Here is a 13685-nt window from a genome sequence, read left to right as displayed (position 1 = left end):
GATGTAAAGCGTAATAATTAATAATTATCGGCAATGTTCTGCAATTCCTCCTTATCCAAAAGAATGATCCTTCGTGCATGCCCCATGGTAATCAGTCCTTCTTCCCGAAATTCCGAAAGGGTTCTTATTGCAGTTTCCGTGGCCGTACCGATCATACCTGCAAAGTCCTCTCTGGGAATATCAAGTCCTTCATAATAGGAATCCTTAATGATTCCTTTATTATATAGACTCAAAAGGGCTTTGGCTACCCGCTGACGTACTGTGGAATACGCCATATTGACCAATTGGTCCTGTACCTCGATAAGATTGTTCGAAATGATATCCATAAATTTATGGGAGACCTCTCTATTGTCATCGACCAAGTGAATAAAATCTGCTTTAGGTATAGCATATACCTCCGTGGCATCAATAGCCATAGCGGTTTCGAGATAGACCCCTTTTGGGCTCATAAGGGAAAGCTGCCCTATAAAATCGCCCGCCTTGTGTATACCCGTTACGAATTCCTTACCCGACTCGGTTGAACGATAGGTCTTTATGGCTCCTCTTTCAATAAAGTATAAGGTATGGGCACCGTCCCCTTCCCTAAAAACGAAATCTTTTTTATCGTACGATTTTGGTCGATATTCCTTTTCAATTTGCTCCAGGTTCAGGTAGTTGTGGGCTTCTTGGATAAATGCGTTGATACCTTCTATGTTCCTGGAGAACTCTTTCCGCAGAAAATCGTTTTTGCGGACACGTGTTTCAATTGCTTCGATCAGTTCATGTTCCTCAAAAGGCTTGGTGAGATAATCGTCGGCCCCCAGGTTCATCCCTTTGCGAAAATCGGTTCTTTCCGATTTGGCCGTTAAAAAGATAAATGGGATTCCAATCGTTTCTTTTGCATTACTGAGTTCTTCCAATACGTCATACCCATCCTTTACCGGCATCATAATATCGCAGAGGATCAGGTCAGGAGGATAACGTTTTGCCTTTTCAATTCCAATTTGCCCGTTTTCGGCGGTCACCACATCATAATTATGAAGTTTCAATATATCCGCTGTATTCTCACGAACATCAATGTTATCTTCTATCAATAGTATTTTTTTCATGGCTTCTTGTGTAATATCGTTAGTTCGCATCCTTTCGGTGCTGATTTTTAAGGGGCGCTCCTTGTATACAACACTCTTTAGTCCTAGGCTTCCATAAGGCAATTTTATCAGGCAGTTTCCTTATCCAATATGTTCCTAGTTGCGTTTTTCCCTGCCTCTATTTTTATGGTTTATTTTTATTGATGTCATAACCTTATAAATTGTTATGTTCTTCCGATTTCGGGATATTCAGATGTTGTAATGTTGGGAATCTTACCCAAAATGTTGATCCTTTGTGCTGTTCACTTTCCAAACCAACAGTGCCACCCATAAGTTCGGTATATTGTTTTATGATATTAAGGCCCAGTCCCGTGCCTTGTATGTTCATGCTGTTATTTGCTCGGAAGAACCTTTGAAAAAGTTTGTCCTGTTCTTCTTTGGGAATACCTATACCCTGATCTTTTACTTTGACCGAGACCGATTCTCCCGAGTGCTGAAGGGTAACCAGGATCTCTTGGTCATGTTCGGAGTATTTAATGGCATTGCTCAAAAGGTTGGTCAAAATATGGTTCATGAGTTTAGGATCCAAATACGCGGTGATGGTTTTTTTGTTAGAGACTACCTTGATATTTTGCCCCCGTTTTCGATTGGGTTCCATTTCAGAGACTATCCTTTTCGTAAAGGCAACAAGATCAAAGTTTTCAGGATTGGGCAGTACACGACCTTCTTCCAATTTACTCAACGAAAGGAAATCGTTTAGGATAACTACCAACCCTCTAACATTATGTTTGATCTGATTTACATATTTCTCGCGTTTAGCTTCTTTTCCCGGGGTATTTTGTTTTTCTATTAGGATAGCAGAGGAATGGATGGCGCTCAAAGGAGTTCTGAACTCATGGGAGGCCATTGAAATGAATCGCGATTTCAACTCGTTGAGTTCCTGCTCACGTATTAAAGCTTTTCGAATCTCAGTTTCGGCTTGTTTTAATTTAGTTATGTCATTATAGACGAAAAGTGTCCATTTTATTTCATCATTCCCCCCCATCAACGGAGAGGTATTTACACTAAAATATTTGTTCCTGAACCGCGTCTCGAATGAGAGGCTCTCTCCTTTCATCGTTTTTTTTATGTCTTCCTTTATTCGGGAAATACGTTGCTTTGAAAATACTTTTATATCATCGATGCACTTACCTTCAAATTTACTCTTGTCCAAGCCCATACGGAACATTTCACCGCCATCGATATAGACAATATCAAAATCAGTATTGAATACTATAATAACCCCTTTGGGAAAATTCTTAGCTATGGCCGTGAACATGGCCTGGCTTTCCAATGCTCTATTTTCCGCATCTTTCGTCTCTTTGATTTGGTCCTCAAGGTTAAGGTTGGCCTCTATCATTTTTTGAACGGTGGCCTTTAGTTCGTTCGTACGTTCATTTACGGTTTGTTCGAGTTCTTTTGCATAATCTTCCAAAAGCCAATGGCTTTTGTTTAACTGTTCACGAATATTATGTTCTTCTAGGGCGATACTGATCAACTGAATGATGGCACCTACGATTTCCTTATCCGCTTTTGAAGGTTTTTTTGGCGCCCTACCATATATACCGAAAGTACCTAACACTTTTTTGTCAGAAGAAAAAATAGGATAAGACCAACACGAGTTAAGTCCGTGTTTCAATGCCGCTTCCCGATAGTCGACCCAAAGTGGATTCGTTGTTAAATCGGTAACGATCACTTCCTTTCTCAAATAGGCTGCAATGCCACAAGAACCGATATCTGGTCCCAATGATACGCCTTCTATAATATCGCAAAACCCTTTAGGTAGATTGGGGGCCGCCAATTTATGAAGCGTTTTTTTCTTTGGATCTAACATAAAGATAGAGGCAACACAGTTAGTTAAATGACCCTCTACCAGCTCTACTATGGTTTTGCCGATTTCTTCAAGGGCAGTATGCGTTGCGATCATTTCCAGGATTTGACGCATCTGATCTTTGATCTGGGCTTCTTTAATACGTTCGGTAACATTGTTCTGTACCCCTATAAAATGCGTCAGAACCCCTTGTTCGTCAAATACTGGCGTAATGGTAAGTTCGTTCCAAAACAAGGAGCCATCTTTTTTGTAATTGCGTATCACCTCGTGGCATGGACGACCTTCTTTAATGGCCTTTCTTATTGTGCGAAGTTCTTTTTGATCACGATCGTTCTTCTGCAAAAAACGGCAGTTTCTTCCTAAGACTTCATTTTCGCTGTACCCTGTTATTTTAGAAAAAGCATCGTTGCAATAGATAATGGGATTATCCGGAAGCTTTGCATCCACGATAATTATTCCGTTTCCTGCTGCTTCCAAAGCCCTGTTGCGGACATATAGTATATCCCGTATTGCCTTGGTCTCGGTGATATCGCGCAATACCACAAGCAATTTATCGTCTTCAAAAGGTACGACCCTTCCCTCGCAATCTATTATTCTATCCCGACCGGGTATTGGTGCTTCTAAAACTTGTAGTGATTTGGTTTTATGCGCTTTTGACAATACGTCAACAATTTTTGAACTCAATTCTTTAGGGAAAATCTCCTTTACATTCTTCCCAATGGTCATTTCCCTATCAAATAATTGTAATGACAGGCTTGATGACTCGATATCGAGATAGTTCCCTTTTTTGTCATGTACAATTATGGTGTCTGGAAGCGCTTCCAAAACCGCCCTATTCCTGGCTTCACTTTCCTTTAATTCCTGTTCTGTTCTTTTTTTATCGGTAATATCGCGGACTATGGTCAATAGGTTATGGTCGTTCAGCAGAACGGTTCTCGATTCATAGTCAACTTTTTGCTGATTTTGCTTTAATGAATATTCACGAATCTGGGTTTTTTTTGATTTTATGGCTTCATTGTGTGCCTGCAATATCATTTTGGACATCTCTGAAGGAACAAGCTCCTTAATATTTTTTCCTATGATTTCCGTTCTGGGAACATACAGCTCTGTTTGTTCCGGAGCATAGAAATCGATTATATCCCCGGAATAGTTTTGAATCACCATAATATCGGGTTGGGCATCCAAAAGTGCTTTGTATTTGGCTCTTTTGGCCCTTAGTTCCTGTTCCACCATTTTTGAATGTAAAATATTCCTTATGTAAGCGATGGTAACAGATTGATTATCGAAGATTGAAGGACTTAGACTTATTTGCAAAGGAAATTTAAGACCATCTTTTTTTAGCCCCCATAAATCCAAATTCTCGCCCATAGGTCGTGTTCTTGGTTTTTCGTAATACCTGGCTCTCTGTTCCTTATGTGTTCTACGTAGTTTTTTTGGTAGTAAGTCTTCAACTTTCTTTCCCAATAGTTCCCCTTGGTCATATCCGAACATTAATTCACATGTCGTATTGGCCTTAATGATTATCCCGTTTTTATCGACCACAAGAATACCATCGAGTGAAGCCTCGAAAATGTTTTTATAGAGGATGTTATCGTTTGGGTCGGCTTTCATAGTGCTTATTTATCTTCTTTAAACTAGGGTCGATGAAGGTATTTTTTCACCTCTTAGGTGTGCAACCTGTATGCTCCCAGTTCATTATCCTATACTGGCTTCCATTGTATGCGTGATATGATAGCGGTTATACCATAGGGGTGTAATGGATTAAATTTAAAATTAACACAGGAATACCCTTATTGAAATGACATTTATCATGTAGGTTCCCTATGAAGCCCTGTAAAAGGAAATCTATTTGTCGCACATAGAACATCAACGGCATGGTGGTCTAGCGTTTTTGGTTACTCGTTCAATTATACCCTAAAACCGTTAATTTCCTGAACGGATTGACCTAAGTCATTGCAAGGGTAATGGTTAGAAGATAATTTCACCATTTAGCAAACAGGACCTTCTCCTATGTATGCAATAGTGTATACCGAATATTCTATTTATGGAAACTAAATCGATAAAAAAAGAAGAGCCATATGTTTTCTTTTATACCATGGCGCAATTGTCATATGTTGAAAAATGGGTGGATTTTTTGACAAAGAATGACTCGGATTCCCATTTAACCATTATGTTCAAACTAGGGCAACAAAATTTAGATGATGTGTTTGTAGCAGATTTGAAATTGAAACTTGAGAATTATTGGCAAAAAATATTGGGGCCAATGACAGAATTCGGATTGTTCTATAATCCGGATATTGGCAGCGTTTTTATCACCGGTCCTTATACGGGCTTATTTGTACAAGAGGTTAATGGAAAAAAATTGGGTGCTTTGCCCGAAGGCCTTTATGGTATTTTGAGGGGTTTGGGCCTGAACAGTAAAGAGACCTCGAATACTTTGGAAAAGTTGACAGAAGGACAATATCTTATCCTAGGTAGAACCTCTACCATCATTAAAAATCCATTTGAAACAGTTGAAATCCAAGAGTTAACATGATATACACAAAAGAGCTTACGAAATCCCTTGCTGGATCAATAAGTCCATCCTTTTATTGGCATCACTTAAAATTTTGGCATTTTTAGTGAAGTCTTTCCAAGGGTCTTCATTTTTGGTTAACCTATGACCCGCCGTATGAATATTAAAAGCCTGGGAATCGTTAAGCTTATCGAGTTCGTCCCAAGCAATTGGCATGGCTACAGGGGCCTTTTGCAAGGCACGAACGGAGTAGGGGCAAACCGCGGTCTGCGCATATGAATTACGTAAGTAATCCAAGAATAATCGTCCTTTGCGTTTGTCTTTTCGAATGGCAATGGTAAAATCTTTTGGATATTTTTCGGCCATATAGGTGACCACTTTTTTGGCAAATATCCGAACCTCATCGAAATTCTCAATACGCATTAGGGGAACAACCAAATGAACACCCTCAGAACCCGTGAGCATAATATATACAGAAAGTCCTAATTGCTCAACTAATAAATCCCGAAGTAGATGGGCTCCTTTACGGACCGACGTAAAATCGTGTACAGATGGGTCAAGATCAATGATCAATTTATCCGGGTAGTCCAACTTATCTATTTTACTTAAGGTAACATGGAAAGTTATGGTCCCTTGGTTTGCCAAATAAGACAAAGTCTCTTTGTTGTTGCAGATGACAGAGTTTACCCAACCCGATTTCTTTTTCACCTTCGCTTTATTTATCCAATCGGGAAAATAGTCGGATGCGTTCTTTTGAAAAAACCCCTCTTCTGAAATTCCCTTAGGGAAACGATGCATGGTTAACGGCCGGTCCTCGAGATAGGGCAGCATGTAGTCTGCTATGGTTTCATAATAATGTATGAGGTCGCCCTTTGTGATCCCGGACTTCGGGAAGAATACTTTATCGCTAGATGTTGTGTTCGCCAAGACCATGATTTTTAGTATTTGGATAAATCGTATTTAGCTTTATTGTGTGGTACATTTATCCAATCCGGTTTTGTTCCGGACAAAATAAAAATGCAGGGTAAAGTAAATGAATTGATGACGTTTCAAAATGACAAGGATCATTTCGATGATTTTTCAACCTGATTTATTTGGCTTTTTCAGGTCTTGGACTGATACAAATCATTTCAGGGAAAACTACTGGTTTGCATTTTTGTACCATAAAAATTCATCCCATGAAAGGTGCGACTATAAAATCTTCTACCAAGTATACTTTGTTATCAAATCCTAAAACAGAATTATTGTTAGGTGCTGGCCTTGACGTATTGCACCAAGAAAGTCGTGAATGGTTAGACACCATTGCCTTTTGGAAAGACGAGACCAAGTTCTTCGGCAATATTCTGGAAAAGCGGGAAGTAAAGGAATCGGAATATGGTAAAATGCTGAATTATCTGGATAAGATCCATGAAAACCTATTCGACTATCTAACGGAAGACATCAAGGAGCATGAAAAAATGTTGTCCCGTTTGGAAAAAGGGGAAAAGGGCATTGCCGATGGGGACTATAGGGAAGAACATAAGCGATTGAACGAAAGCATGGTGCTTTTTGAAAACGATTTTCGGGAATTCAAAAAAATGGTCTTCGGGTACGTTAAAAAACTTTAAGAGCGACCAATTCTACCAGTAATGATTCAGAGGTCGATTTCAAGACCGATCGGGCAATGGTCCGAACCGAAAATGTCCGAGTAAATTTCTACCGATTGCAGTTTTTCAGCAAGGGATTTGCTAATCAAAAAGTAATCGATTCGCCACCCCGTATTGCGTTCCCGGGCCTTAAACCGATAACTCCAATACGTATAGGCCACCTCATCGGGGTGTAGCTGTCTATAGGCATCCACAAAACCTGAACCTATAAAATTATCCATACCATCGATTTCCACTTGTGTATAGCCGGCTGTTTTGTTATAATTCGATTTATCGTTCTTTAAATCTATGGGCCTGTGTGCTACATTAAAATCACCACAGGCAATGACGGGTTTTTTCTTCTCTAGATTTTTGAGGTAGTTAAGAAAATCGGCATCCCATTTTTTGCGGTAATCCAAGCGGTCCAATTGTTGTCCTGAGTTAGGCACATAAACATTCACCAGATAGAAGCCCTCGTATTCCGCACATTGTATCCTACCCTCCGAATCATGTTCTTCAATTCCCATATCAAGGGTTACTTCCTTAGGTTCGGACCTGCTCAATAAGGCAGTCCCTGAGTACCCTTTTTTATCTGCCGAATTGTACTTGCCATAGTAGCCTTGCAACGGTTGTAATGCTTTTTCAGTCTCATCGGCCTGTGCTTTGGTTTCCTGCAAACAGAGGATATCCGGGTTTAATTTTTCAATCGATTCAAAAAAATCCTTTTTTACTGCGGCCCGTATACCGTTTACGTTCCATGAGATAATCTTCATAATCGTGATTTTGTTATTTCAAATATATGATTTATAAATCTTGGGGGACAAGTCTTCGTTTGTACCATTTGATGATTTCATACCAAATAACCGAGAGAAAACCAATACCCGAACTGATAAGAATTTGTACGGCTTCCAAAGATGAAAAATCAAAAAATCGGGTCAACGGAGGGATAAAAAGCAGCATTGCGGTTAAAACTACCGTAATTAAAATAATCAATGGCAAGAGATTGTTGCGATATTTTAAGGTCGTGAAAATGGAATAATAAAAAGAACGGTTCACCAGGGTCAATATAATATTGGCAGATATCAAGGTAACGAAAACCATAGTTCGTGTAGTAGCTTCATTATAATCCAGATTTACGGCATACTGATAAGTGGCCAGGGTTCCCACGGTAATCATCAACCCTTGGATAACGCTGGTGGCCAATTCCGTCCAGTTGAAGAAAGTCGTCGAATATGCACGAGGTTTACGGATCATGGTATTTTTCTCGACAGGTTCGTTTTCATAAATGATACTACAGGTAGGTCCCATAATCAACTCTAAGAAAATGATATGCACAGGGGTAAAGATGTTAGGGAAGGTCCAGCCTAAAACCAAGGGAAAAAAGACCGTCAATATAATGGGAATGTGGATTGATATAATATACTGGATCGCTTTTTTTAGGTTGGTATAAATACGTCTGCCCATGGAAATGGCATCGAGCATTCGTGACAGATCATCGTCCAATAAGATGACCGAAGCGGCTTCTTTGGCGGTTTCTGTTCCCTTTTTACCCATGGCGATCCCTATATGGGCTGCCCTTAGCGCTGGAGCATCATTTACCCCATCTCCGGTCATTGCCACTATTTCTTGATTAGCTTTAAGGGCATTTATGATTTTCAATTTCGCTTCAGGGAACATTCTTGTAAATATTTTTTTTATAGATACCTGTTCTTGTAGTAGGGCTGGCGATAATTGCATTAATGCATCCCCGGAAATACTAGATCCATAGCCATTAAACCCTATTTCTTTAGCAATGGCGGCTGTTGTTTGCGGATTATCCCCTGTTACGATTTTTACTTTTATCCCCGCCTGATCGAAGCCTTTTAGTACATGCTGGATATTCTTTTTTGGAGGGTCGTAAAAAGCGATGATTCCCTTGAATTCAAAAGTAAGATCTTGTTGTTTTTGAGGATATGACGTGCCTTTGAATTTTGATACACCCACGCCGAGGACGCGATACCCTTCCTTAGCCAGTTCACCGATAGCATTATTGATATGCTGTATTTCGGTTTCAGAAAGCTTGGAAACCTGCATCAATGCCTCTGGGGCTCCTTTCGCAGCCACGATACGATTGCCCTCTTTATCTTCAAAAAGATGGGTCATCATGGGTGGTTCACCCCCTAATGGATATTCATGTACCATTTTATAATCAGGGCGCTCGTCCTTATCGGTAGTCGCTGGGTAAGTCTTATGTAGGGCGATTTCCATTGCATCGAATGGAATGGGTTCACTAGCCCACATCGCTGACTGGATAAGTTCTTTTTCTGACTTTCCCAAGGGATCTTTTATATCCGATATCCTTTCGGAGGATAAGGTGTAGAGTTTCGCCAAGGTCATTTTATTTTCCGTAATCGTTCCCGTTTTATCGGTGCAGATAACCGTCGCCCCTCCCAAGGTCTCAACGGTTTTCATCTGTTTTACAATGACGCCCAATTTCATCAACCGATACGACCCCAAAGCCATAAAAGTGGTAAATGCCACAGGAATTTCCTCTGGCAAAATCGACATGGCCAAGGTTAAGGCTTTGAGCAGGCTGTCCAAGATGTCATATGAATTATAGTAATTGAACCCCCATACGATCAAAAAAACGACAGACCCAACAATGACCATTTTCTTTACAAAATTGTTGATTTGGTTTTCTAAGGGGGTCTTTTCCTCTTTTATGGTTTCCAGGCTTTTTGCTATTTTCCCCATTTCGGTCTTGTTGCCGATAGCGGTAATAATGGCAATGGAGAGTCCGCTAGCAACGGTTGTGCCCTTATATATTTTATTGTTATTCTCGTTGGAGTCTTTATAGACCGAAAGTGATTCCCCGGTAAGGACTGATTCGTTCACGGAAAAATCATTGGAGTGGATAATGATCCCATCGGCGGCAATGGTGGTGCCTTCCTCGACCATCAAATGATCACCGATAACCACTTCCTCACTTTTGATTTCAACCACTTTGCCATTACGGATGACTTTGCAATTGGGTTGCACGAATGCCTTTAAATTCTCAAGGGCATTACGACTGCGCCCATCTTGATACAGGGAGATGGCGGATACCATTATAATGGCTGCGGCCAAAAAAATACCATCCCCGACATTTCCTGTTAGAAAATAGAGTACCGATGCTACAAGTAATAAGATGACCATCGGTTCTTGGGCCAGACTTTTAAGTGCCTTAAAAAACCAAAGGTCTTTTTTGCCTTCCAAAATATTTTTCCCGTTCGCAGCCCTCGATCGTAGCACTTCTTCAGAAGTTAATCCTTGTATGTCGAAATTGGCGATGGGCATTTTGGTTCTTTACACGATCTTATAAAAGTACGATTTGGATTCGGGATTTCTTTATGGTGGACGAGACCATTTTAAAAGTGTTTATACCTCAATATGTATAAGGCCCCAATTATTCCAAAACCCTTCGATTTCGTTAGTAAATGGAAAAAGCTTAAGCAACGCTGCAGGCCGCCCTGAAACCCAAAAGTCTTAACAGGGTATAAATCCCCTACTTCCTCCTAGTCGGGGAGGCATGTACGCCAAAGGCCACAAAGTTGAAACGCCTTTAATGACGAATCGGACATCATTACATATACTTAGACAGAAATCGGAAGAATTCTTTTTTCAAGTCGGTATAGATCTTTCTTTGTTTATCTATTTTCTCTCTAAATTCGAAATGTCTTTTGACCAAGGCAACATCTAATGATTTGTTCCCCGTCAGATTGTGGCCTGCGATACTTGCTTCATGTTCCTCGATAGTTTCCTTTAAATCATCGATTACACTTCCATGCAAAATAAATTCATTTTGGAAATGTTCCAATTGCTTTAGCACTTCCTTCTTGGTCCAACGTGTGACCAACTCGCTTAACCGGTTGTTAAAGGATTTTAATTCACTTTCCCAAAAATCCAATTCCGACATCCAGTGTTCATGCTCAAAATGCAGATGTTCATCATACACAACCTCTTTGATCTTATTCATGAGAATTATATTTATTTGTTGAATAATCAGTTATCAATACTATCAAAAGCTTTTGATGGTGCTTCTGTATTATTTGTCTCCCTTTTTCCCAATAATGCTTCCAATTCCTCTTTTTCGACTACTTCCTGTTTCAAAAGTAGTTGTGCCAGTTTTTTCAATTCGTCAATATGTTTGGACAACAGATTTTTAGTACGTTCATAGGCAGTAGCGATCAAGTTTTGGACTTCCTTATCGATTAGCTTGGCCATCTCCTCGCTATAGGGTTTACCCAACATGCGTTCGTTTTGTCCTGAAGAGTCGTAAAAGCTAATTGGGCCGATTTCTTCGTCCAATCCATAGTAAGAGACCATGGTATAGGCCTGTTTGGTTACTTTTTCCAAATCGTCCAAGGCACCTGACGAAGGCTCCCCAAAGATGATATCTTCTGCAACACGTCCGCCAAGGGAGGCGCAAATTTGATCCATAAATTGTGATTTGGTCACAATTTGGCGTTCTTCGGGAAGGTACCAGGCAGATCCCAAAGATTTGCCCCTCGGGATAATGGATACCTTTACCAAGGCATCCACATTTTTGAGATACCAACTGACCACGGCATGGCCAGCTTCATGGTGTGCCACTATCTCTTTTTCCTTGGGGGAGATGATCTTGCTTTTACGCTCTAATCCTCCGATGACACGATCCCGAGCTTCAAGAAAATCCTCGTGCTCTACCTTAGACTTTTTCTTACGTGCAGCGATCAAGGCGGCTTCGTTACAGATATTGGCAATATCGGCCCCGGAAAAACCTGGGCTTAATTTAGCCAATACTTCCACATCGACATTTTTTGATAGTTTTAAGGGACGTAGGTGAACTCCGAATATTTCTATACGTTCCTCTTTGGTAGGCAATTCCAAATAAATATGGCGATCAAACCTTCCGGGGCGAAGTAGGGCTTTGTCAAGTACGTCGGGACGGTTGGTAGCCGCCAATACGATAACCCCTGTATTGGGACCGAAACCGTCTAACTCGGTCAATAATTGGTTCAAAGTGCTTTCTCTTTCATCATTGGCCTGAAAAGCATTGATTTTGCCGCGAGACCGGCCCACAGCATCTATTTCGTCAATAAATATGATACTGGGCGATTTTTCCTTGGCCCTTTTAAATAGGTCACGTACCCGTGATGCACCCACACCAACGAACATCTCGACGAATTCTGAGCCCGACATGGAAAAAAATGGTACTTGTGCCTCCCCCGCGACCGCTTTGGCCATTAAGGTTTTTCCGGTACCCGGAGGGCCTACAAGCAAGACCCCTTTCGGTATTTTGGCTCCTAATTTGGTATATCTTTCAGGGTTTTTTAAAAAATCAACAACTTCCATTACCTCGGCCTTGGCCTCTTTAAGCCCGGCGATGTCATTAAAATCCACTTGGCTTTTAGCGCCTTTTTCAGTAAGTACGGCCGTTGATTTTCCAAAATTAAAAATAGAGTTGCTTCCTTTACCACCTTTGCCCAAACGCCCCAATAGATATAACCAAAATAGAATGATGAGTCCAAAGGGTAACAGCCAGGATAATATACTGACCCAACTGGTGCGGTTCTGGTACTGAATCTCGATTTTTTTTCCCGGTTCAACATCTTGTTGGGCCCGTTGTAACTTTTCCTCAAAGGTATCGACCGACCCTATGGTTATGCGATATTTGGGTACTGGTACCGATTGGAACCATCTTTCGCCCACATCCTTATTATTTTGGCCGTTGAGCTGGCCATTATCTATATATATCTCAGCGAATTCCTTGTTGACGACAATGATTTTTTGGATCCTATTTTGGGCGATTAGGGAGTCCTGCATAAATGTCCAACCTATTTCCCTTGTTGTACTTATAGGGTTGGAAAAAAAGGTCAATACAATTAAAAAGATAAATAGGAGAAAATAGTACCAATTGAAACCATCTGCCCCAAAAGGCGGTTTTTGGTCCTTTTTATCTTTGGAATCTTGTGTACCCGTATTATTTTTTGGCTGTTTCATGTTGTTCTAAGTTTGCGAATTGTGACAAGGCTTCCATGGCTTCGCATCCATAGACCACTGAGGGTCCGCCTCCCATCAAAATGGCAACACCAATGGTTTCCATAATTTCTTCGGCACTGGCACCAGCCTTTATAGAATCGTGTACATGGTAAGCAATACAGCCATCACAACGTACCGTTATTGCAATACCCAATGCAATTAATTCCTTGATTTTTGATGAAAGCGCACCTTCTGAAATACTGGCCCGATGGAGTTCGGAAAAACCATTCATCGTATCAGGTAGGTGCATGCCCAATTCTTTCATTTTTTCAGTTAGCTCATTGTATTTTCTGGAATGGTCGTGTAACATTTCCCCGGGCTATTAAATTGGACATCTTTCATAGGATAAAACCCTATGATTTTATTCCAAAGCTAATTGACCTAAATGGGAATCCGAATGATTTACGTCAGGTCAAACCCATAATATATGGGATTCTAAGGCTGGTTTTCTGTACTGACGTTATCTGGTAAATACCCATAACTTTATAAATGGTCTGTACCTATTGGGCATCATCGCTACATCAACATCCCAAAGCGATAAGTTTTGACTTTTACCAATATGGTTGTAT

Annotated in this window: 10 protein-coding genes; 2 read left to right on the top strand and 8 right to left on the bottom strand. The window is 40.5% G+C overall.

From position 1 onward, the window contains the following. Positions 1–17: 17 nt before the first annotated feature. Positions 18–1118, bottom strand: a complete 1101-nt coding sequence (locus tag HPE63_RS05945) for a response regulator (protein ID WP_223198070.1) — start codon at positions 1116–1118, stop codon at positions 18–20. 163 nt (positions 1119–1281) lie between these two features. Continuing rightward, positions 1282–4548, bottom strand: a complete 3267-nt coding sequence (locus tag HPE63_RS05940) for a PAS domain S-box protein (RefSeq protein WP_188313342.1) — start codon at positions 4546–4548, stop codon at positions 1282–1284. Positions 4549–4981: 433 nt separating this feature from the next. Here HPE63_RS05940 and HPE63_RS05935 point away from each other — a divergent pair, with 433 nt between their 5' ends. After that, positions 4982–5473 (top strand): hypothetical protein, encoded by a 492-nt coding sequence (locus tag HPE63_RS05935; RefSeq protein ID WP_188313341.1) that lies wholly within the window; start codon positions 4982–4984, stop codon positions 5471–5473. Between the two features lie 15 nt (positions 5474–5488). Here HPE63_RS05935 and ligD read toward each other — a convergent pair whose 3' ends face one another. Next, entirely contained in the window at positions 5489–6379 is an 891-nt protein-coding gene (gene ligD, locus HPE63_RS05930) for a non-homologous end-joining DNA ligase (RefSeq protein ID WP_223198069.1), read from the bottom strand. A 251-nt stretch (positions 6380–6630) separates the two neighbouring features. On the opposite strand from ligD, the gene HPE63_RS05925 reads away from it, so the two are divergent. Next, the gene (locus HPE63_RS05925) at positions 6631–7059 is read left to right on the top strand and encodes a hypothetical protein (RefSeq protein ID WP_188313339.1); all 429 of its coding nucleotides are present in this window, start codon (positions 6631–6633) and stop codon (positions 7057–7059) included. Between the two features lie 26 nt (positions 7060–7085). Here HPE63_RS05925 and HPE63_RS05920 read toward each other — a convergent pair whose 3' ends face one another. From HPE63_RS05920 to HPE63_RS05900, 5 genes are all read right to left on the bottom strand, one after another. Further along, a complete protein-coding gene (locus tag HPE63_RS05920) occupies positions 7086–7850 on the bottom strand; it encodes an exodeoxyribonuclease III (protein ID WP_188313338.1) in 765 nt (254 codons plus the stop codon). Between the two features lie 31 nt (positions 7851–7881). Next, positions 7882–10392: a cation-translocating P-type ATPase gene (locus HPE63_RS05915; RefSeq protein ID WP_188313337.1), complete on the bottom strand. Its 2511-nt coding sequence runs from the start codon at positions 10390–10392 to the stop codon at positions 7882–7884. Positions 10393–10678: 286 nt separating this feature from the next. Then, positions 10679–11071: a hypothetical protein gene (locus HPE63_RS05910; RefSeq protein ID WP_188313336.1), complete on the bottom strand. Its 393-nt coding sequence runs from the start codon at positions 11069–11071 to the stop codon at positions 10679–10681. Positions 11072–11097: 26 nt separating this feature from the next. Further along, positions 11098–13077, bottom strand: coding sequence for an ATP-dependent zinc metalloprotease FtsH (ftsH, locus tag HPE63_RS05905; protein WP_188313335.1), 1980 nt, complete (start codon positions 13075–13077; stop codon positions 11098–11100). Beyond that, complete coding sequence (locus HPE63_RS05900) at positions 13058–13426, bottom strand: carboxymuconolactone decarboxylase family protein (protein ID WP_223198068.1); 369 nt, start codon at positions 13424–13426, stop codon at positions 13058–13060. The genes ftsH and HPE63_RS05900 overlap by 20 nt, the downstream gene beginning before the upstream one ends. Positions 13427–13685: the final 259 nt, after the last annotated feature.

It is taken from the genome of Maribacter arenosus, assembly GCF_014610845.1.
In the GTDB taxonomy this organism is placed as follows: domain Bacteria; phylum Bacteroidota; class Bacteroidia; order Flavobacteriales; family Flavobacteriaceae; genus Maribacter_A; species Maribacter_A arenosus.
Note: the sequence above shows the minus strand (reverse complement) of the source record. Positions and strands in the feature narration are given on the sequence as shown.

Coding starts and splice junctions, on each gene's coding strand:
- HPE63_RS05945 (WP_223198070.1), bottom strand. CDS start 1,118: ATGCGAACTAACGATATTACACAAGAAGCCATGAAAAAAATACTATTG.
- HPE63_RS05940 (WP_188313342.1), bottom strand. CDS start 4,548: ATGAAAGCCGACCCAAACGATAACATCCTCTATAAAAACATTTTCGAG.
- HPE63_RS05935 (WP_188313341.1), top strand. CDS start 4,982: ATGGAAACTAAATCGATAAAAAAAGAAGAGCCATATGTTTTCTTTTAT.
- HPE63_RS05925 (WP_188313339.1), top strand. CDS start 6,631: ATGAAAGGTGCGACTATAAAATCTTCTACCAAGTATACTTTGTTATCA.
- HPE63_RS05920 (WP_188313338.1), bottom strand. CDS start 7,850: ATGAAGATTATCTCATGGAACGTAAACGGTATACGGGCCGCAGTAAAA.
- HPE63_RS05915 (WP_188313337.1), bottom strand. CDS start 10,392: ATGCCCATCGCCAATTTCGACATACAAGGATTAACTTCTGAAGAAGTG.
- HPE63_RS05910 (WP_188313336.1), bottom strand. CDS start 11,071: ATGAATAAGATCAAAGAGGTTGTGTATGATGAACATCTGCATTTTGAG.
- ftsH (WP_188313335.1), bottom strand. CDS start 13,077: ATGAAACAGCCAAAAAATAATACGGGTACACAAGATTCCAAAGATAAA.
- HPE63_RS05900 (WP_223198068.1), bottom strand. CDS start 13,426: ATGTTACACGACCATTCCAGAAAATACAATGAGCTAACTGAAAAAATG.